This is a genomic window from Antrihabitans stalagmiti (genome assembly GCF_016482825.1).
GTDB lineage: Bacteria > Actinomycetota > Actinomycetes > Mycobacteriales > Mycobacteriaceae > Antrihabitans > Antrihabitans stalagmiti.
In genome coordinates, this window is record NZ_JAEMNV010000012.1 from 169,189 (window position 1) to 189,253 (window position 20,065).

The window sequence follows — 20,065 nt, forward strand, 5'->3', positions numbered from 1 at the left end:
GTGGCTGGGTATATACAGGTCTGAGCAAAGCCAGGCCTGCAAACAAACGACCGACGAGTGACGGGGGTGCGGTGTGCTGAAGACCCATCGCGCCGAACGGTCCAGCACGCTGGCTACTGCGCTCGCAACTGTGCTGGCGACCCCGCTCGCCGACCCCTTCTCCCCCGAGATCGTCGCCGTGCCAGCAAAGGGTGTCGAACGCTGGCTCAGTCAGCGGCTGTCACTGTCGCTCGGCGCAACCAGCGGTGACGGAGTTGCCGCGAACATCGAGTTTCTCAGTCCGACAACACTTGTCGACGAGATACTGGCGACGGCACATGGCACGACCGCACTGGACGATCCGTGGTCCTACTCGACGGTCGTGTGGACGATACTCGAGGTCGTCGACGCATCGTTGGACGAACGTTGGGCCGGAGTCCTTGCGCGTCATCTCGGGCACGGCGCGTCCGATCACCGAGCTGGTCGGCGCTACTCGACGGCTGCGCATATCGCCGATCTCTTCCGTGGATACGGCTCGCAGCGGCCGCAACTGTTCGTCGACTGGGCTGCCGGTCGTGATACCGACGGGCTCGGGTCCGACCTCGACCCGGACCTGCTGTGGCAGCCGGAGCTGTGGCGTCGACTGCGGGATCGGATCGGTGTGGACAATCCGGCGCAACGATTGGATGAGGCCTGCCGACGAATCCGTGAGGAGCCCGAACTGCTCGACCTGCCGGACAGAGTGTCGCTGTTCGGACCGACGCGTGTAAGCGCCGAACAGCTCGCAGTGCTGACCGCGTTGAGTGTGCGCCGCGACGTCCATCTCTGGCTGCCTCATCCGAGCCCGGTGCTGTGGACGAAGTTGTCGACTGCGACGGTGGCCCGACGAGACACACGCCGCGCAGACGACGACACCGCGATGCAGGTCGAGCATCCGTTGCTAGCCAGCTTGGCTCGTGACGTCCGTGAGGTGCAATCACGTCTGATGGCAACGGGCGTTTCCTACGACGACGTCTATTACGCTGACCCCCAACCAGATTCGGATACGTTGCTGCACAGAGTGCAGGCCGACATCCGCTCGGACCGACTCCCGACACCCGGCACAGACCTCGATACGACGCTGCAGATTCATTCGTGTCACGGCGCTCCCCGCCAGGTGGAGGTGCTTCGGGAGTGCCTGTTGCGCCTGTTCGACGACGACTCGACGCTGGAGCCCCGCGATGTTCTGGTGATGTGCCCGGACGTCGAGACGTTTGCGCCGTTGGTGCGGGCAGCTTTCGGGCAGGGCGAACTGCGCCATCCCGGTCACAAACTTCGCGCTCGACTCGCCGATCGCGCTCTGCGACAGACCAATCCGCTGCTCGATGCGGTAGCGACATTGCTCTGGCTCGCAGACGGCAGGGTTACCGCGAGCCAGGTCCTCGACTTTGCGGCGACGATTCCGGTGCGGCGCCGGTTCGGCTTCAGCGATCAGGACTTGGAGCGGCTGCGGGAATGGTCAGGCGAGGCAGGCGCGCGGTGGGGGCTGGGCCGTGCACAGCGGTCCGCGTTCGGACTTGCCGACTTCCCGCAGAACACGTTCACGACGGCGCTGGACCGCATTCTGCTCGGCGTGGCCGCCGACGAGACCGAGGTCGCCTGGCTGGATCTCGCACTTCCGCTCGACGATGTCGACAGCAACGATATCGATCTCGCGGGTAGGTTCGCCGAATACATCGATCGCCTCGCAGTGGTGCTGCACGCTCTGCGCGGTCCTCAGCAGGCCGCGGCGTGGACGGCAGCGTTGACCCGTGCGCTCGATCTGCTGACCGACGTAAGTCGTTCCGACGCATGGCAGACCGCGCAGGCCCACCGCGAACTCGGCGCGGCGACCGAGCACAGCGGGACGATCGAGCTGCGCCTTCCCGACGTGCGGGTGATGCTGGCAGACCGCCTCGCCGGCCGACCGACCCGCGCCAACTTCCGGACCGGCGAGCTGACCATCGCGACGCTTGTGCCGATGCGGTCGGTGCCTCACCGTGTGGTTGTATTGCTCGGCTTGGACGACGAGGTGTATCCGCGTGCCGCAGGACTCGACGGCGACGACGTGCTGTCTCGCGACCCCTGCCTCGGCGAGCGAGACCCTCGTAGCGAGGACCGGCAGCTGTTGCTCGACGCAGTGATGTCGGCGAGTGAGAAGCTGCTGATCTTCTACACCGGGGCCGATCCACTCACCGGTGCTCCGCGTCCTCCTGCTGTGCCGCTCGGCGAGTTCGTCGATGTGGTGAAAGCAACGGTAGCCACCGCAGCGGCGGCTGCCGTCGTTACCCAGCATCCGTTGCAGCCGTTCGATTCTCGCAACTTCACCGGTCCGGTCCCGTTCAGCTACGACCCTGCTGGGCTTGCCGGAGCGCGGGCTAGACAGACGCCTCCGCTGCCTGCGCCTCCGCTGCTTGTAGCGCCGCTCCCGCCGCGCCAGGGCGACGTCAACCTCAACGAGTTGGTCGAATTCTTCGAACATTCGTCGCGCGCCTTTCTCCGTCAGCGACTGAATGTCCGTGTTCCCGAGCGGGACGACGACGTAGCCGATGCGCTCGGCGTCGAACTGGATGGGCTCGCCAAGTGGGATATCGGTGAACGAATGCTGACCGCACGTCTCGCAGGTGCGCCGATCGCGGAGTTGCGTGCTGCAGAGTGGCGCCGCGGGACGTTGCCGCCTTTCGCGCTCGGCTCGGCGGTGCTCGACGACGTGTCACGCACTGTCGAATCGCTGTTTGCCGCCGCCGCACCCGTGCACGTCGGCGCCGCCGAAACTGTCGACGTCGCAGTCGAACTCGGTAACGGTCGCCGACTGACAGGTACGGTCACCGGTGTGCACGGCCACGTGGTTGCCGCGGCATCGTATTCGAAACTTGCGCCGAAGCACCGCCTGAGGGCCTGGATCCTGCTTCTCGCGTTGGCCGCGTCGCACTCTGGCCGGTGGGAGGCGATCAGCACCGGCAGGGGGTTCGGTCGCTCGTTGCGGCGCTCGTCGCTGCTTGCCCCTCGCGACCCCGTCGCCGTGCTGAACCAACTTGTCGACCTGCGGGACAGAGGTCTCGAACAACCACTTCCGATGGCGACAGCGGCCTCGGCGGTCTACGCGGAACGTCGGTCCACCGGCAGCAATCCCGACGACGCGCTGCTGGCTGCTTCGGACGAGTTCGGCGGGCCCTACGGCGAAGTCAACGATCGCCATATCGCCTACATCCACGGCGCCATTCCTCGGTTCGAGGTGTTGGCGGCGGACGTTCCCCTCGCGGACGAATCCGATTGGGGACCGAACTCCGGTGCGGAACCGACCCGATTCGGCACGCTTGCCTGTCGGCTCTGGTTCCCGCTGCTCGCGTCGGAGTCGGTGACGCAGCCATGACCCGACAGGGCGCGATACCTGCATCGAGTGGTTTCGACTTGCTCGGTCCATTGCCAACGGGCACAACTGTTCTCGAAGCAAGTGCAGGGACGGGCAAGACATATGCGATCGTCGGCCTTGCGACCAGGTACGTTGCCGAGGGTGTGGTCGACCTGTCGCAACTGTTGCTGGTCACCTTCAGTCGCGCGGCCACCCGCGAACTGCGCGAGCGGACCCGGGAGCGGCTGACCGGCACCGCCGTCGCGCTTGCGAACCCGGTCGAAGCGCGAGCAGGCAAAGACGAGTTGATCAGGTATCTCGCAACCGGAACCGATGCCGAGGTAGCAAGGCGCAGAGCTCGTTTGGTCCGCGAGCTGTCCAACTTCGACGCGGCGACCATCGCGACGACCCACAGCTTCTGCCAGCGCATGCTGGACGCCCTCGGTATCGCGGGCGAGCGGGAACCTCAGGCGACTCTTGTCGAATCGGTCGACGATCTGGTGGTCGAAGTCGTCGACGACTTGTATGTCCGCCGCTACAGTTCGGCGACTCCGGCGATCAAACTGGCCGAAGCTCAACGGGTGTCGAACATGGCCCTGTCCGATCGGCATGCGACGTTGGCACCGGAGAACGCAGGTGAGTCCGAAGCCGGGCAGCGGGTTGCCTTCGCCGCCGCGGCTCGCACCGAAGTCGAACGCCGAAAAAGACTTTCGGGCATTCGCGACTTCGACGACCTCCTTGTGTTGCTACGCGATACCCTTGCCGATCCTGAACACGGCGAAACCGCGTGCCGACGGATCCGAGATCGCTACCGCGTCGTCCTCGTCGACGAGTTTCAGGACACCGACCCCATCCAGTGGGACATCCTGCGCCGCGCATTTCACGGCACGACAACCTTGGTACTTGTCGGCGACCCGAAGCAGGCGATCTACGCCTTCCGTGGCGCGGAGGTGCCGAGCTACCTCAATGCGGTCCGCGTCGCGGACAGTTATCAAGAGTTGACAGTCAACTGGCGCTCGGACGCGGGATTGGTGCGTGCGCTCGACCGGTTGTACGGTGATGCCGCCCTTGGCCACCCGGAAATCGTTGTGCATCAAGTCGATACGAACCACACAGAGTCGCGACTGGTCGATCAGAAGCCGTTTCGCGTTCGCTACCTACCGCGGACCGGGTCGGGTCCGCGTGGCAAGAGCGGCTACCCGAGTGTGGACGGCATCAGGCGACGCATCGCTGCCGATCTTGCAGCGGATATCGCACGCAGATTGGCCGAGGGCGATCTGATTGCCGTCGACGGGACTGCCCGTCCGGTTCGGCCGGGCGACATCGCGGTGCTCGCGCGTCGGTGGGTCCATGTCCCTTACGTGCGAACGGCGTTGGAGCGTGCGGGAGTTCCGTCGGTCCTTGCCGGCGGCACGAGCGTGTTCGCGACGCAGAGCGCGACCGATTGGCTGTGGTTGCTCCAGGCGATTGCACAGCCGCACCGCAGTGACCGAGTGCGCCTCGCTGCGCTGACTCCCCTGATCGGTTCTCGCGCATCGGAACTCGATGGTCAGGGTGACGGAGTTGTCGCAGAGATCAGTGGCAGGCTTCGCGAGCTTGCAGCTCTCTTCGCCGAATCCGGTTTCGCAGCACTGTTCGAACGGCTTGCCGCGGAAACGAATCTCGACGCCAGGCTGCTCGCGATCGAATCGGGCGAGCGCACCATTACGGACCTGCGGCATATTGCGCAGTTGCTCAACAGGGCGGCGATCGAGGAATCGTTCGGTATTGCCGCCTTGATCCGCTGGTTGACGGATCGGATCGAAAATCCGTTGTCGGGCAACGTGAAGGACCGGGTTCGGCGGCTCGACAGCGACGCCGCCGCAGTTCAGATCGCAACGGTGCACGCGAGCAAAGGTCTCGAATTCCCGATCGTCTATATCCCGTTCGGGTGGGACGGATCGAAGAATCCTAATCCGAGCACACTGTTGTTGCATGGCCAGGACGGTGAACGAATTCTGGACGTCGGTGGGAAGTCGGGCCCCGGCTATCGAGAGCGAGCCGCCCGCAGTGATGTCGAGGAAGCCGGTGAAGAACTGCGCCTACTGTACGTCGCGCTGACGCGGGCGATGTGTCAGGTTGTTGTGTGGTGGGCGCCGAGTTTCTCGACTCCGATCGCCCCGCTGCATCGAATGTTGTTCGGCCGCAAAGGCGGCGACCCGGAGCCACAGCTACGTGCTCCGGTCCCGGAAGACGATGCGACGGAGGCACGTCTCGAGTCGTGGTCGGGAGCCGATTCCGATGTGATCGCAATCGAATCTGTCGAGGGGACTCCCCTGGCGAGTGCCGAGCCAATCGCCGACGTCGGCCCGCTGGAGCCGCTCGACGTATCCCGATTCGGTCGCACCCTCGATCAGGTTTGGCGGCGGACCTCCTATTCTGCCCTCACCGCGTCCGCACACGACATGGTGATGGTCGGCAGCGAAGTGGAAGAGCCAGGCACGGTAGACGAACCGGACGACGAGAATCCGATCGAGGCTGCCGACGCCGCGGCGCTCGACGGGCCAGTTTCTCCGATGAACGACTTCACCCCTGGTGCCGCGTTCGGCACCCTTGTGCACGAGATCCTCGAAGTGGTCGACACAACGGTCCCGGACTTGGCCGCCGAACTGTTGCAGCGGTGCCGAGCGGCCGTGGCCGCACATCTTGCGGCCGTCGATCCCGAGGCGCTTGCGACTGCGCTGTCTGCAGTGTTGTCGACGCCGCTGGGCTACGGCACACTCGCGGATGTCGCGCCGCGAGATCGTTTGGCGGAGATGGACTTCGAGTTACCACTTGCCGGCGGCGACACCCCGACCCGCGACGACGTCACCCTGCGGCGGATTGCCGCGCTGCTGCGTAGCCATCTCGCCTCCGACGACCCTCTCGTCGGCTATCCCGATCTGCTCGACAAGGTCGAAGCGACTCCGCTGCGAGGCTATCTGATCGGAAGTATCGATGCCGTTGTCCGCATTCCTGGCCCTCGGTTCGTAGTGATCGACTACAAGACCAATCGCATCTCGCCGGGGCCGTTGACTGCTCTGCACTTCAGCAGGGAGGCGATGGCGGGCGAGATGATGCACGCGCACTATCCGCTACAGGCATTGCTGTATTCGGTTGCGCTGCATCGTTATCTACGCTGGCGGTTGCCCGCCTACGATCCTGCGACCCATCTCGGTGGCGTCCAGTATCTGTTCGTCCGCGGCATGGTCGGACCCGAGACTCCTGCTGGTTGCGGAGTTTTCGACTGGAATCCGCCGGCAGTGCTGATCGTTGCGCTGTCCGATTTGTTGGCGGGACTATGACCGACGCGCGATTGGTGCAGCGGGCAAAAGGGCTGCTTGCCGTGTTCAACGAAGCGGGTGTGCTGGAGGCCGCCGATGTTCACGTTGCGGCACGCTTGCAGAAGCTCAGCGGCGAGAACTCCGAAAACGTCTTGTTGGCTGCGGCATTCGCGGTCCGAGCGGTCCGGATGGGCTCGGTATGTGTGGAGATCGAGCGACTGCGCGAAGTGAGTGTCGACGCAGCGGAAACCGATCTCGATGCTTTGCCCTGGCCGCAGGCCGCGGAACTGTCGGCCGAACTGCGCCGCAGTCCGTTGGTGCTCGGGCGCGCGGACAGTCCATTGCGACCGCTACGTCTTGTCGACACCGACGACGGTGAGCTGCTCTATCTGGATCGGTACTTCCGGCAGGAGCAGACGATCAGGCAGGTGTTGGATGAACGGTCGCAACGTATTCCGGCATTCGACGATGTTGCGCTCGAAGCAGGTCTGCGAGAGTTCTTCGTCGATGCCGAGGATGCGACCCGACCTTCCGTAGCGCCAGACAGGCAGCGCATCGCGGCGGCATTGGCAGTCGCGCAGTGGACGACGGTGATCGCTGGCGGACCGGGCACCGGCAAAACCCATGCGGTGGCTCGAATTCTGGCGTTGCTGTTCGCGCAGCACGGCCCGGGTCTGCGAGTCGGATTGGCTGCGCCGACCGGCAAAGCCGCTGCCCAACTGGAAGAATCGGTGAACGCGCAGGCCGAGGTTCTCGGTCTACCGCCGGGCCTCACCGCTATGACGCTGCACAGGTTGCTCGGCTGGAAACCCGGTAGCGCCAGCCGCTTTCGGCACGGTGCGACCAACAAACTCCCCTACGACGTGATCGTGGTCGACGAGACGTCGATGGTGTCGCTGACGATGATGTGTCGGCTACTCGAAGCTGTTCGCCCCGACGCACGACTGCTGCTTGTGGGTGATCCGGATCAGCTCACGTCCGTCGACGCAGGGGCTGTGCTCGCGGACCTGGTTGCCAGACCTGTTGCAGCAGTTGCTAATCCGGTATTCGACCAACTCGTCGGCGCAGACTTGGCTGCAGCGGACGATCCGCTCGAGGCGGCGCTGAGCCCAGCGGAGCGGCACCGACTTGCTGGTGGCGTCGTCCGGCTCAGTCGCGGTCGACGGTTCGGCGGCGCCATTGCCGAGCTCGCCGTCGCGATCAGGCAGGGCCGCGAGGACGCCGTGCTCGAGCTGTTGCACAGCGGAGTACCGGAAATCTCCTTTGCTGCACCGGACGAGCTCGACGGTCTGCGGACCGATCTGGTCGACGCGGCAGCCGCGGTGACCACTGCTGCGCTGGACGGGGATGCGATCGGTGCGCTCGAAGCTATCAAGGCGCACAGGTTGCTCTGTGCTCACCACGACGGTCCGTACGGCGTAACCCATTGGGCGCGACAAGCATTGGATTGGGTTGGTGCCGCAAACGGTCGGCCGATCGACCCGACCCGATGGCATGCGGGGCAGCCGCTGCTCGTCACCGCAAACGATCATGAGGCGCGCATCTACAACGGTGATACCGGCGTCATCGTCGCGGACGGTCCGGACAATCTGATGGCGGCGTTTCAACGCGGCCAGGATGCGATCCTCCTGCACCCGACACGTCTGCCGGCCTTCCAGACCGTCTATGCGATGACGATTCACAAAAGCCAGGGCAGCCAGTACGACACCGTGTCCGTCCTGCTACCTGCCGAGGCATCGGCCCTGCTGACGCGCGAACTGTTGTACACGGCAGTCACGCGCGCTCGAAGTCACGTCCGAGTCATCGGCACCGAGGAGTCGGTACTCGCCGGCGTCCGTCGCCAAGTCCTGAGGGCAAGCGGGTTGCGCAGGGTGTTCACGAACTGACGCGACCGCACTTCGACCCGTCTGCCTTCGGTGGTACCGGGAACTACCTGACGCAGGCCGAGGCAGAGCAGGCTGCCAAGGAGCAGAATCAACGCTGCGCCGGCGATCCTCCCGTTCGATCGGCCGTTCCCGGTCGCGACCGGAAGCGCGGAGGCCATTTCCGGCGGAGATCCCGCTCCGCAAGCTACGTGATTACGTGGTCTTCGGCTTGCGGCGCCCGAAGCGGGCGCCGCGAGGCTGGCCGGGTCGCGCGTCGAGTTCGGCTGCCAGCGCGTTTCCTAGTGCCAGAGCCGTGGTGAAGGACATCGTCGCTGCCCGGTCGACAAGCGTCGTGTTGTGGCTCTCGCCGATCGCAGTGAAGACAGGCACAGCGCAGCTTTGTACTGCCCTGGCCAGCTCTTCGCTGTCGAACGGTCGCAACGACAACCAGTCGCCCCCGCCACGAACGATAAGCACGAGTTGGGTGCTCTCGGCATCAACCGCGGTCAACGCCGCTACCAGGCTGGCAATGGCGTCGGATCCGCTGACGACAATGCCGTCAGGTTGCTCGAGGGTGAGGTTCTTTCGAGCGATGACCGGCCCGACAGCAGCGACCACGTCGGCGCGGGCGGACGAGTGCGCCGAGCTCAAGAGCGTGACAGTCGACATCGGCCGCGGCCACGGCGCGGCATCGAAGTCGCGTTAGTGGATGTCGCTGCCGAGCAGTCTGTCCGGATTGCCGCGCGAGGTGAGTAGGCCTTCCACAGCAAACCGCAGCCCTCGCGCCCACGCGCCGAGCTCGCCGGTCGGCCTGACCTCCGTGGCGCTCAGGTAGACATTGGAATCTTCGTGTTCGGAGCGCAAGACGCCGGAGACCGTCGCGGCGGACCCGACAGTCAGCACTTCGGGAAGCCCGACGCCTTCGATGAAGCTGTCACGCTCCGGCGCTATGTCGCGCCCGATCCGCACGTCGACGACGGGCGGGTAGTCGGGATGGTCGACGGCGAAGTCGAACCGGTAGCCCCCCTTGTACGGGTAGGCGGTGACACATTCGCCGTAGATGGTGACGAGGCTGGCATGCAGATACTCGCGGTCGGGTTGAAAGTCCACGTCCAGCCCCCTTTCGCGGTGTCTGTATCGACAAGTACACCGGCTGTGGAGCGCTCGCGCAAAACGACCGTGAGACGAAACACTGCGGACCGGAGGAGTAGTTCGGCGCGACCGTGGGTAACCGGTTGGTAGTCAATCGAAGGAGATAGGAAAGTTATGGCCAAGTTCACGTTGCCAGGTCTGTCCGCAGAGCAGGGCGCAGAGGTCGCGGCAGTCCTGCAGGAACGACTGAGCGCATACAACGACCTGCACCTCACGCTGAAGCACATCCACTGGAACGTGGTCGGTCCGAACTTCATCGGAGTCCACGAGATGATCGACCCGCAGGTCGAACTCGTTCGCGGATTTGCAGACTCGGTTGCCGAGCGCATCGCCGCTCTCGGCGGATCGCCGAAGGGCACCCCGGGAGCGATCATCTCCGACCGCACCTGGGACGACTACTCGGTCGGCCGCGACAGCGCGCAGGCGCACCTCGCCGCGCTGGATCTGGTCTACATCGGAGTCATCACCGACGGCCGCAAGGCTATTGCCAAGGTCGGCGACGTCGACCCGATCACCGAGGACATGCTGATCGGCCAGACCGGCGATCTCGAGCAGTTCCAGTGGTTCGTCCGCGCACATCTCGAAAACTCGGGTGGCTCGTTGATTCACGAAAACGGACACACCGAGAAGGAAGCCGCAAGCCAAGCTCGCTGATTCGGCCCTCAGGAGGTCGGCACACGGGAAGTTGCCAGCATCGTGCCAGCCGACCTCCACCTTCCGAGCGTCAGATGGGATGTGGCTTCGCCGTCGGGGCGTCGTCACATTCGAGATACGCCGGAAGGAATCGAAGATGATCGAGAAAGTCACGAAGCACCGCAGGGTCTTGGCCAAGGTCGCGATTACCGGAGCGCTCGTTGCTGTTCCGATGACGGCCTTGGCCGTACCTGCCATGGCGGACCCGCTCCCCGGTACCACCCAAGCCGATCGCGACTGGAATCACGACCGTGACGGGGACTCCCATCGCCACGACCGCGATGGGCGCGATCAGTGGCAGAACCCAGGGCAATGGCAGAACCCAGGGCAATGGCAGCAGCAGGCACCACAATCGGGGTTGCCGTCGTGGCTGAGCGCATTGATTCCGAGCGGACTGTTCGGGAGCAGCTAACTGTCCTCCTGCATCGCACGCTCCACTATCGACCGCCGTGCGCGGGAAACCGCGTCTGCGGCCGGTGAGTGGAGTGGCAGCAGCGTCAGCCGATCGAGGTCAGCTGTGATCCGAACTGTGTCTCCCGACGGCTCATCCACAGGGTGAGCTCTTCGGCGGGCAGTGGCGGACTGTGATGGTAGCCCTGGGTGATGTCGCAGCCGTATTGCCGCAGTGCCTCGAGCGTCTCCGCGTTCTCCACGCCCTCGGCAACCAGTAGTGCGCCGAGGCTGTGTGCCAGCGCCGCCGTCGACCGGACGATCGCGATGGATCGCTCGGACGGCAGCCGGGTCACGAACACCTTGTCCAGCTTCAGCTCGTTCACCGCAAGGTCCTGCAGGTGGGCAAGCGACGAACAGCCGGTGCCGTAGTCGTCGATCGATAGTCCGACGCCGAGATCCTGCAGGGATTCGACGACATGACGCGCTCGGACGGAGTCCGTCATGAGCACGTTCTCCGTGATCTCCAACGTCAGGGACGCGGCAGGCACGTCGTAGGTGGTGAGCAGCCGGTCGATGTCGGTCACGAGCGCGACGTCCATCAGATTGGTGATGGACAGGTTCACGGCCACCCCGATCGGCGACCCCGCGTCTCGCCAGCGACGAGCCTGCCGAAGAGCGAGTTCGAGCACGATCGTGGTGAGCGGTCGCATCAAACCCGCCTGCTCTGCATGCACCAGAAACTCCTCCGGTAACAGCAGGCCACGCGTCGGATGCTTCCACCGAACGAGTGCCTCGACACTGCAAACCGTGCCGTCGTTCGTGTCCACCTTCGGCTGATAGTGACAGGTCAGCTGACCGGCGGTGATGGCGGTGCGTAATTCCTCGATCGTTCTTGCTCGGTCGAGGATGTGGGCGTCCTGCTCGGCGTCGTATACGACGATCGACGACTGTGTGCTCTTTGCGCGATACATAGCGACGTCTGCGCGCTGGAGTAGTTCGTCGGGTCGATCGCAGTGCTCCGGGCAAAGCGCGATACCGATGCTGGCAGCCACGTGGACCGTGATTTCCTCCAGATCGAACGGTGCCCGTAGCGCGTCTATCAGCCGTTCTGCCAATGCGTGCGCGGTTCCGGTGTCGGCGCCGGCCGGCAGCACCACAGCAAATTCGTCGCCGCCGAGTCTGGCAAGCAATTCGCCCGATCGCACCGATCGTGAGAGTCGATCGGCGACTTGGACGAGCAGGCGATCTCCGACGTGGTGGCCGAGAGAGTCGTTGATTTCCTTGAATCGGTCGAGGTCCATCAGCAGCAATCCCGGTCCAGCCATGGGCGTGGGGCCGGATTGCAGCACGTGTGCGAAGGAGTAGGTCGACAGCGCGGTTGTGACGGCACGACGATTCGCGAGTGTTGTCAGTTCGTCGGTTCGTGCCTGCTGGTGGCTGTCGGCCAAGGCGCTGATCTGGTTGAAGGACATGACCAACCGGCCGGCAACCGCGACGATGGTGAACGCGGACAGCAGCACTGCGAGCAGCGGGATCGGCAGCGTGTGGTCGAGGACGAGGAGACCGGCTGCCGTCACGGTGCAGACCAGGGGCGGAATCAAGATGGCGAGTCGCGGGAGCGATCGATCGGTTCGGGCAACAGGTTTCATCCAGCTTGCCGCGGCGATCAGTACGAATGCTGCGGGCCAGCCTGCGTCCGGCAGGTACCCCTCGGTGAAGGTGCCGTCGCCGGCCCTCAACAGATAGTGGATGTCGGCCAGTGCGTACAGCGCGAGTCCGGTAACGAGCAGTGCCCAGCGCGGATCCGATCGCCAGCCAACCGCTGTCAGCGAGCCGACAGCGAGGACCAGCAGCAGCAAATCGCCTGCGGGATAGGCTAATCCGACAAGGAACGCCGTCTGGGATCCACCTATGGACGCACTGATCGGACCGAACGCTATCGCTGCGACGACGGCGGCGAGGGTCAGTCCCGCTGTGCATCCGTCGAGCCAGATCGCGGCGGGTAGCCCGGGCCGGCGCACGCGCAGCAGGACGACGAGACCTGCATAGACGAGCGGGTAGAACGCCAGGTAGGCGGGGTCGGCGATCGATGGGGAGTGGCCGTCCGGAACCAGCACCGCGAACAGCACATCGCCTATCCCCGCGCTGGCCATGCCTGCTCCGATCAGCAACCATGCCGACCGTTCCGCTCGGACATAGATCCCGCGTGCGGCGACGAGAGCCGCAGCACCGAGCGTCAGTGCATCGAAGAGCCAGTTGTCCAACAACACGATGCGGCCTTCGTGGGACCGCAACACTGTGGACAGGGTGAAAACAGCAAGGCTGAGGAGAAGAACGACGAACAGGATCCGGACTGGGCGAGGCACGGTCGTAATGTGGGAACGAATGTCGGAGCGCGCGCCGGGTCTCGATTCGCTCACGAACTTTCTCCCTCGACGAACCGCTCAGACACATGTCCCAAAAGGCGGAAAGACCGGATCCCGAGTCCGGTCTGTTACATATATCAAAACACGTCGTAAGCCTAGTTTGAAGAGGCTTTTCATACTTTGGGTATTTTTTCTTCTAGAACCATTCGCGGTTCCTTCCAGACCCTTTGCGGACCCTGGCAAACTTCCGGCTCACCTACTTATCCTGCCGCGCGGCACTACCCGGCAGCGTTCGCAGAAGTGCGTCGCACACGCGGCCGAGGTCGCTTGTCGTCTCGTCGTCGAGTCCGGAAAACACCAGCGATCGGACCAGCTCGACATGACCCGGTGCGGCACGCACGAGTTCGGCACGGCCGTTCTCGGTCAAGACAGCGAGCATGGCCCGGGAATCGGTCGGGCACGGTTCGCGACGAACCCAGCCCCGCTTCTCCATGCGTGTCACCACGTGCGAGATGCGGGAACGCGAAGCATGGGATCTCGCGGCCAGCCAACTGAGCCGGATGGAATTGTGCGGTGCGTCGTCGAGTTCGACGAGAACGCTGTACTCGAAGTGCGACATACCGGAGTCTCGTTGTAGCTGGGCCTCCAGTGCCGCGGGGAGCGTGATCATCACGTTGGCCAGTTTGCGCCAGGCGACTTGTTGATCGGCCGTCAACCACTGCGGATCGTCCATGCAGTCGAGTGTACGCATTTTGTTGACGCTTAAACTAAAAATGCTATGATTGAAGCGTCAACTACAGGCAGCTTCGAAAGGAATTCGATGACCGCCAACGCGGTACGTATGCCAGCGGCATTCATCGGTCATGGAAACCCGATGAACGCGCTCGAGCGCAACAAGTACACGTTGGCCTGGCGCACTTTCGGCGAATCGATTCCGCGCCCCCGCGCAATCCTTGTCGTTTCGGCTCACTGGTACACCAATGCGACCGCGGTAACCGCAATGCCGAAACCTCGAACGATCCACGACTTCTACGGCTTTCCTCAGCCGCTGTTCGATGTCGAATACCCCGCTCCCGGCCTGCCCGAGCTTGCTACCGAAGTCGCCGACCTCGTCTCTCCGACCTGGGTCGGCCGCGACCTGGACAGCTGGGGCATCGATCACGGCACCTGGTCGGTGCTCGTGCACGCATTTCCGGATGCGTCCATACCGGTCGTGCAGCTCTCCCTGAATGCGTTCAAGGATTTCGATCATCACCTCGAACTGGGCAGAAAGCTCTCGGCCCTACGGGACTCCGGAGTCCTGATCGTCGGCAGCGGCAACGTCGTCCACAACCTGCGCGCAGTCGACTTCGCCAAACCGGAGGCAGGCTTCGACTGGGCCTACCGTTTCGACGATGCCGCACGAGAAGTGTTGCAAGCCAACCCGACCGAGGTCGCCGCTCTCGACAGTCACGCAGATTTTCGCAATGCCGTACCGACGCCGGACCACTATCTGCCGCTGCTCTACATAGCCGGCCTGGCCGACACCGAACCCCTCGACCTACTCGTCGACGGCCACGCCGCCGGGTCGATTTCGATGGCGTCCTACACCCTTGGGATGCCGACCCAGGTTCAGGCCTGAGACGCGCCGAGTAGCCGCTCCAGATTGCGCAGTGTGATGTGAATGTTCTTGCGCTGGAACGCCGCGAACGACGGTGACCCCGTCGCGATGCGGTCGAAGGCAGCTGCGACGGAATCGGGCCAGCCACGACGATCGTCGTGCCACGTCTCGGTGACCTTGGTACCACTGCCCTCAGGCTCGAACCGGTATTCCCACGACGCGATCGGTCCGCGAAGCCGAGGAGTTCCGACGCCGATGACGTGTACCCGAAAGGCGAAGCGCTCGCCGGGATCGGCCGCGGTAACGGTGCAGCGAGTTGTCCACCGCGCGAGGCCGCGCTTGTTTCGCCCCTCGAACACCATCCCGACGTAGGCGCCGTCGCGAGGTTCGAGGACAGTCGCGCCCTGGTTCTCCGGGCTCCACTTCCCCATCTGCGTTGGGTCGCTGATATGCGAATAGACGGTCATCGGGTCGGCAGCAACGTGAATGCTGTCGGATACGGACATATCTCGACTCATTCCCCCATCGTGTCACCGACCCGCGACCGACCGTCGTCGGCTACCGCTTCTGTGCAGTGACCAGCAGGTATTCCAACGCCCAATCCGAATGTGCGGCACCGGCGGTGCGGTCGTCGGTTCGGGTGAGGAATGCCTCGAAGTCGTCGTCGAGCGAAGCGACCCGATCCGGATCGCCCGCGACGGCGTTGTAGACCGCAATGGTGGGTCCGTAGTTGGCTTTGAAGAATTCCCGCATCTCGACGGGCGATGCGAACTTCCGCGCGGGCCGCACCGTCCTGCGAGTGAAGGTGATGCTGTCGACTCGGTCGCCGAACAGTTCGCGAACATGGTCCTCGTCGCCCCACAGTGGCGGCGGCTGCGCACCGGCAGGCGGCGGCGGTGCGTAGGGACCCATGGTCTTGAACAGCTGGCCGATCACGCCTGCCGGCGTCCAGTTGATCATCGCGATCGTTCCGCCGGGGCGACAGACTCGGATCATCTCGTCCGCGGTCTGCTGATGATGTGGCGCGAACATTGCTCCGACGACGGAGAAGACGACGTCGAAATCGTTGTCGGCGAATGGCAGTGCTTCGACGTCGGCCTCGGTCCAGGTCAGGTCGAGGCTACGTTCGGCCGCACGCGCACGGCCGACGTCGAGCAGTTCCGGCGTGAGGTCGGAGGCGACGACGCGCGCTCCCAAGGCCGCAGCAGGCAGCGATGCGTTGCCGGCTCCTGCCGCAACATCCAGAACATGTTGTCCCGCAGCAATACCCGCGGCAGCGACGATAGTCGGTCCGAGGTCTGCGATGAGGTCCGTGGCTACGACCGGGTAGTCCCCCGATGCCCAAATCGAGCGGTGTTTCGCCTTGAGGGCTTTGTCGGCATCGGTCGACGTGATGGTCGGGTTCACGGTGGATGTCATGTGGTCTCCTTGCGGCGTTGCACCGGTGCACGGTGAAGATTTTCGAACTCGTCAACCATGCGGCCGGGCGCCGAAAGCTTCCAGATATCCGACGGTGGTGGACCGTCCACTCGCTGGTGCGCACATTCGACCCTGGGGGAGGTAGCGATCTTGCGACGGCTGTGTTCCCTCGAACGCGCGCACCAGTCGGACGGGCTTACGGCAGGAGATCTTCCTTGTGCTCGACGAGTGGTCGAACGTCGGCGAAACTGTCCGCGAACACCCCGCCAGGACTCGGACACCCTGCCAGCCGAGCAGCGATTTCGGTTGCCCTGTCGAAGCTTTCGCATTCGACGACCCAGAAGCCTGCGATCACCTCCTGCGTTTCGGCATAGGGTCCGTCGGTGACGACCGGTGCGCCGGCTTGTACCTGCACACGTCGAGTGTGGACGGGTTCGTCGAGTCCGCGGGTTTCGACGAGCTCACCCGATTCGACGAGATCGTTGGTGAACGACTGCATGAATTCGCCCATCGCAGCGAAATCCTCGGGCGCCCAGCCTGCCATCGTCGCGTAGTCGGCCTGCGAACCGTAGGTCAAGATGATGTATTTCATGATTCGAATCCTCTCGTTGGGGTTGCCTTCACCGAAGATGTCGAAGCTGGGCACGCCGTCCGGACATCGGTACGAGAACTATTTTGATCGAGTTCGACGCTCGTATGTGTCTTGTGCCCGACCATGCGCCGACCGAAGTAGCTCGTGAACCGTCGGCGTCGTGTGTACGCCTGGATTCACGACGCTCACCCAGCCGGCGCCGGCGTAGACGGGATGTGCGATCAGCACGTCCGCGGTACTCGGATCGACATCGTCGGTCTCAGATTCCCGTGGCACTGGTTCTCGCGGCTCGCGACCGATCAGCGTGCGGAACGTCGCTGCTCCGACGGCAATGTTCACGCGATAGGTGTCGGGTCTGTCGAGGCGGGAGCGCTCGTCGTCGGGATAGTTCTTCGTCACGATGGTCGCGAACGGTTGCGCTCGTGGCACCACCCCGTCCGGTGCGTAGTAGAAAAACAGATCACCCCAGCTGATCTCGGGGGATCCGTCGCCGGGTTGCGGTTCGAGGGTCAGCACGCCGTCGAGGGAGCTGATGAACTTTCCGATGTCGTCGAGGCTCATGTGTTCTAGCGTGTCATTCAAGTCCATGTGGAGACTTCGACGCAGCAGAGCTGGGAGGATCCGATGTCGAGTCGCAAGTCGCCTCTCCGGACAGCCGACGTCGCTCGGGAGTCGCGGTACTCCGTTCAGCAGATCCGCAATCTGGAGCGCGACGGTGTGCTGCCCGACGTTCGGCGCGGGCCGAGCGGCTATCGGATCTACTCCGACGTTCACATACACGCTGCCCGGACCTATCGAGATCTGGCTGCAGGCGTCGGACCCGTCGAGGCCAAGGTAGTGATGCGAGCGCTGTACAGGCTGCCGAAGAAGGATCTGCTCGAACTACTCGACGCCGCGCACGCGCGATTGCATGCTGAGCGGCACGATCTCGCTCGAGCACAACAGGCTGTTGCGGCGATCGCTGCGGAAACGATCGACGACCCTCGTACGTCGGACGCGATGAGCATCTCCGAACTCGCTGCCGCACTAGGAATCAGGCCGTCGACGCTGCGCCACTGGGATGCCGAGGGGCTCGTCGTTCCGCGTCGCGCAACCACCGCCGGCGCTCGAACCTACGCCCCGAGCGACGTGCGGGACGCGCGGATCGTTCAGCAGCTCCGACTTGCCGGCTACGGCATCGACTCGCTACGAGCGCTGCTGCCGGACCTGCGCGGCACTCGACGGTGGACCGACGTCGGCGACGCGTTGGCAGCACGCGACGTCAGCATCACAAACCGTTCGTATGCGCTGCTGCGCGCCGCCGCGGCGCTCGCGCCCCTCCTCGACTACGTCGACACGTGATCGCTCGGTACGACGACCTTCGTTGGCTGCTTGTCGGAAGCTGTGATCTCCACGATCGGAAGTCGCAGCGCGCCCGTCGCAAAGTCTGGAACCGCAGCACATTTCGGCCGAACCGGTTCGATCCGCTGGTAGGTGGCTCCGAGTTCCGATCTGGTGTCGACCTCGCCCTTGTTTGGCCAGAACGCCATTGCACGTTCTGCCTGCGCGGTGATGGTGAGCGAGGGATTGACACCGAGGTTGGCTGTCACCGCCGAACCGTCGGCGACGTGCAGACCGGGATGGCCATAGACCCGCTGGTAGGGATCGACGACGCCGGTCTCGGGTGAGTCGCCGATGACGCAGCCGCCGATGTAGTGCGCTGTCGCCGGAATGTTAAATATATCCATCGCGAGGCTGTGGGTATCGCCTTCGATCTTGTCGGCGAACCGGCGGCCGATGTCGTGGGCGACCGGGATCCACGTCGGATTCGGTTCTCCCGTCCCCTGTTTGGTCTTCAGCAGGCCGCGGCGGCGGTACGACGTCAGCGAGTTGTCCAGCGATTGCATGATCAGCAGAATCACCGAACGATCGGAGGCGCCACGGGCATTGAGGCTGCGTGCGAACACGATTGGATGCAACACGATCGCGAGCAGGAACCGCAGGAAGCGGAATGCGCCGCCGTCCACGATCGGGACCGACATCGGGAACAGTGCGTTCTGGCCGGAACCGTAACGGCAGACCTCGACGTGGGTGTCGGCTTCCGGGTGGATCGACGACGTGATGGCGATGCCCTGCGCGAAGTCGGTGCGCTTGTTGCTGACGACGTTCAGGATCGCTTCGGAGTTGCTTCGGGTGAGCTCGCCGATCGTGGGTGACAGATTCGGCAGCGTTTCCTCGTCGCGCATCTTGTGCAGCAGCTTCTGGGTGCCGAGCGCTGCTGCGGCAAAGACGACCTGTTCGGCGGTGAACGTCTTGCGGCCCTTACGGATCCAGCGATTCGACTGCACCGTCTCGACGGCGTACCCACCACTGGCAAGCGGCTCGACTTTGGTCACCGTCGTCAACGGGTGGACTTCTGCGCCACCCTGTTCGGCGAGATAGAGGTAGTTGGTTGTTGTCGTGTTCTTTGCGTTGTGCGGGCAGCCGGTGAAACACCGCGCACAGTGCACGCAGCCGGACCGGCGCGGACCCGCACCGCCGAAGTACGGATCGTCGACCTCTTCGCCTTCGCGACCCTCGTTGAAGAACACGCCGACGTTGGTCATATGGAAGGTGTCGCCGACGCCGAGGTCGTCGGCGATGTCACGGATGACCTCGTCGGCAGGCGTCATCCGTGGATTGGTCGCGACGCCGAGCATGCGCTTCGCCTGGTCGTAGTACGGGGCGAGTTCGCTGCGCCAATCGGTGATGTGCGACCACGCTTTGTCGGTGTAAAACGCGGGCAGGGGTTCGTAGAGGGTGTTGCCGTAAATGAGCGATCCGCCGCCGACGCCCGCGCCGCTGAACACCGCGCACTTGCCGAGGATGCTGATCCGCTGCGGACCCGTCATGCCGAGTCGGGGTGCCCAGATGGATTTGCGAACGTTCCAGTTGGACTTCGGGTAGTCGCCGTCGTTCCAGCGCCGACCTGATTCGAGCACACCGACGCGGTAGCCCTTCTCGGTCAGTCGCAGCGCGCTCACGCTGCCGCCGAAGCCGGATCCGATCACCAAGACGTCGTAGTCGAAGTTTGTCATCTGCTGTCCCTCGGTTGGTGGCGTCGTTCACGAACAGTCAACGCCTACCCATCCTGGCCCGCACAGTTTCGGATTGCCAGTTATTGCTGGCCAGATAATCTACATTTTCGGCCAAGGCGGCTCCGCCGCTCGTGAGTCTTTTTGGAGGGCCCGCACGCTGTTGAGTCCACATACATATGAGACACCTGATGTCTACATACATGTGGGACAGGTTGTTGGATAGATAGGTGATGGCACCTGAGACCGGGCTTGGATCGATCCATGCCCAGATCGGATGC

The 20,065-nt window shown here is 64.0% G+C and carries 15 protein-coding genes and 1 pseudogene; 7 read left to right on the forward strand and 9 right to left on the reverse strand.

The features are described from left to right. The first annotated feature begins 73 nt into the window (after nt 1-73). Genes recC through recD form a run of 3 tightly spaced genes read left to right on the forward strand, consistent with a single transcriptional unit; the run spans nt 74 to nt 8,537 of the window. Nucleotides 74-3,370 (forward strand): exodeoxyribonuclease V subunit gamma, encoded by a 3,297-nt coding sequence (gene recC, locus JGU71_RS27485; RefSeq protein WP_199708300.1) that lies wholly within the window; start codon nt 74-76, stop codon nt 3,368-3,370. Further along, nucleotides 3,367-6,672 (forward strand): UvrD-helicase domain-containing protein, encoded by a 3,306-nt coding sequence (locus tag JGU71_RS27490; protein WP_199708302.1) that lies wholly within the window; start codon nt 3,367-3,369, stop codon nt 6,670-6,672. Before recC ends, JGU71_RS27490 begins: the two co-directional genes overlap by 4 nt. Then, a complete protein-coding gene (recD, locus tag JGU71_RS27495; protein ID WP_199708303.1) occupies nt 6,669-8,537 on the forward strand; it encodes an exodeoxyribonuclease V subunit alpha in 1,869 nt (622 codons plus the stop codon). The genes JGU71_RS27490 and recD overlap by 4 nt, the downstream gene beginning before the upstream one ends. Nucleotides 8,538-8,729: 192 nt before the next feature. On the opposite strand, the pseudogene JGU71_RS27500 reads toward recD, so the two are convergent. Continuing rightward, nucleotides 8,730-9,191, reverse strand: a pseudogene (locus tag JGU71_RS27500) (exodeoxyribonuclease VII large subunit); the annotation flags it as partial. A 27-nt stretch (nt 9,192-9,218) separates the two neighbouring features. Beyond that, on the reverse strand, nt 9,219-9,626 hold the full coding sequence (locus tag JGU71_RS27505; protein WP_199708305.1) for a hypothetical protein: 408 nt from the start codon (nt 9,624-9,626) through the stop codon (nt 9,219-9,221). A 156-nt stretch (nt 9,627-9,782) separates the two neighbouring features. Between JGU71_RS27505 and JGU71_RS27510 the strand changes: the two genes are divergently transcribed. Both JGU71_RS27510 and JGU71_RS27515 read left to right on the forward strand, forming a co-directional pair. Further along, nucleotides 9,783-10,322, forward strand: a complete 540-nt coding sequence (locus JGU71_RS27510; RefSeq protein WP_199708306.1) for a Dps family protein — start codon at nt 9,783-9,785, stop codon at nt 10,320-10,322. A gap of 136 nt (nt 10,323-10,458) precedes the next feature. Then, complete coding sequence (locus tag JGU71_RS27515) at nt 10,459-10,773, forward strand: hypothetical protein (RefSeq protein WP_199708307.1); 315 nt, start codon at nt 10,459-10,461, stop codon at nt 10,771-10,773. Nucleotides 10,774-10,858: 85 nt separating this feature from the next. Here JGU71_RS27515 and JGU71_RS30480 read toward each other — a convergent pair whose 3' ends face one another. Further along, on the reverse strand, nt 10,859-13,120 hold the full coding sequence (locus JGU71_RS30480) for a putative bifunctional diguanylate cyclase/phosphodiesterase (RefSeq protein ID WP_307829930.1): 2,262 nt from the start codon (nt 13,118-13,120) through the stop codon (nt 10,859-10,861). 256 nt (nt 13,121-13,376) lie between these two features. Next, complete coding sequence (locus JGU71_RS27525; RefSeq protein WP_233530168.1) at nt 13,377-13,853, reverse strand: MarR family winged helix-turn-helix transcriptional regulator; 477 nt, start codon at nt 13,851-13,853, stop codon at nt 13,377-13,379. Between the two features lie 108 nt (nt 13,854-13,961). Between JGU71_RS27525 and ygiD the strand changes: the two genes are divergently transcribed. Further along, nucleotides 13,962-14,741, forward strand: coding sequence for a 4,5-DOPA-extradiol-dioxygenase (ygiD, locus tag JGU71_RS27530; protein ID WP_199708340.1), 780 nt, complete (start codon nt 13,962-13,964; stop codon nt 14,739-14,741). Here ygiD and JGU71_RS27535 read toward each other — a convergent pair. The 4 genes from JGU71_RS27535 to JGU71_RS27550 form a co-directional block, all read right to left on the reverse strand. Next, nucleotides 14,732-15,226, reverse strand: coding sequence for an SRPBCC family protein (locus tag JGU71_RS27535; protein WP_233530170.1), 495 nt, complete (start codon nt 15,224-15,226; stop codon nt 14,732-14,734). The two genes, ygiD and JGU71_RS27535, sit on opposite strands and share 10 nt — an antisense overlap. 52 nt (nt 15,227-15,278) lie before the next feature. Continuing rightward, nucleotides 15,279-16,139 (reverse strand): class I SAM-dependent methyltransferase, encoded by an 861-nt coding sequence (locus JGU71_RS27540; RefSeq protein ID WP_199708314.1) that lies wholly within the window; start codon nt 16,137-16,139, stop codon nt 15,279-15,281. A gap of 196 nt (nt 16,140-16,335) precedes the next feature. Further along, a complete protein-coding gene (locus JGU71_RS27545; protein ID WP_199708316.1) occupies nt 16,336-16,731 on the reverse strand; it encodes a YciI family protein in 396 nt (131 codons plus the stop codon). A gap of 78 nt (nt 16,732-16,809) precedes the next feature. After that, entirely contained in the window at nt 16,810-17,292 is a 483-nt protein-coding gene (locus JGU71_RS27550; RefSeq protein ID WP_199708318.1) for a DUF6194 family protein, read from the reverse strand. A 63-nt stretch (nt 17,293-17,355) separates the two neighbouring features. On the opposite strand from JGU71_RS27550, the gene JGU71_RS27555 reads away from it, so the two are divergent. Continuing rightward, complete coding sequence (locus JGU71_RS27555) at nt 17,356-18,072, forward strand: MerR family transcriptional regulator (RefSeq protein WP_199708320.1); 717 nt, start codon at nt 17,356-17,358, stop codon at nt 18,070-18,072. Here the strand turns inward: JGU71_RS27555 and JGU71_RS27560 are convergent. Further along, a complete protein-coding gene (locus JGU71_RS27560; protein WP_199708321.1) occupies nt 18,057-19,787 on the reverse strand; it encodes a GMC oxidoreductase in 1,731 nt (576 codons plus the stop codon). The genes JGU71_RS27555 and JGU71_RS27560 overlap by 16 nt on opposite strands. Between the last annotated feature and the right edge of the window lie 278 nt (nt 19,788-20,065).

What these genes read in the sequence shown, in the direction of transcription:
- JGU71_RS27490 (WP_199708302.1), top strand. Translation starts at nt 3,367, where the DNA reads ATGACCCGACAGGGCGCGATACCTGCATCGAGTGGTTTCGACTTGCTC.
- recD (WP_199708303.1), top strand. Translation starts at nt 6,669, where the DNA reads ATGACCGACGCGCGATTGGTGCAGCGGGCAAAAGGGCTGCTTGCCGTG.
- JGU71_RS27510 (WP_199708306.1), top strand. Translation starts at nt 9,783, where the DNA reads ATGGCCAAGTTCACGTTGCCAGGTCTGTCCGCAGAGCAGGGCGCAGAG.
- JGU71_RS27515 (WP_199708307.1), top strand. Translation starts at nt 10,459, where the DNA reads ATGATCGAGAAAGTCACGAAGCACCGCAGGGTCTTGGCCAAGGTCGCG.
- JGU71_RS27525 (WP_233530168.1), bottom strand. Translation starts at nt 13,853, where the DNA reads ATGGACGATCCGCAGTGGTTGACGGCCGATCAACAAGTCGCCTGGCGC.
- ygiD (WP_199708340.1), top strand. Translation starts at nt 13,962, where the DNA reads ATGCCAGCGGCATTCATCGGTCATGGAAACCCGATGAACGCGCTCGAG.
- JGU71_RS27535 (WP_233530170.1), bottom strand. Translation starts at nt 15,226, where the DNA reads ATGTCCGTATCCGACAGCATTCACGTTGCTGCCGACCCGATGACCGTC.
- JGU71_RS27540 (WP_199708314.1), bottom strand. Translation starts at nt 16,139, where the DNA reads ATGACATCCACCGTGAACCCGACCATCACGTCGACCGATGCCGACAAA.
- JGU71_RS27545 (WP_199708316.1), bottom strand. Translation starts at nt 16,731, where the DNA reads ATGAAATACATCATCTTGACCTACGGTTCGCAGGCCGACTACGCGACG.
- JGU71_RS27550 (WP_199708318.1), bottom strand. Translation starts at nt 17,292, where the DNA reads ATGAGCCTCGACGACATCGGAAAGTTCATCAGCTCCCTCGACGGCGTG.
- JGU71_RS27555 (WP_199708320.1), top strand. Translation starts at nt 17,356, where the DNA reads ATGTCGAGTCGCAAGTCGCCTCTCCGGACAGCCGACGTCGCTCGGGAG.
- JGU71_RS27560 (WP_199708321.1), bottom strand. Translation starts at nt 19,787, where the DNA reads ATGACAAACTTCGACTACGACGTCTTGGTGATCGGATCCGGCTTCGGC.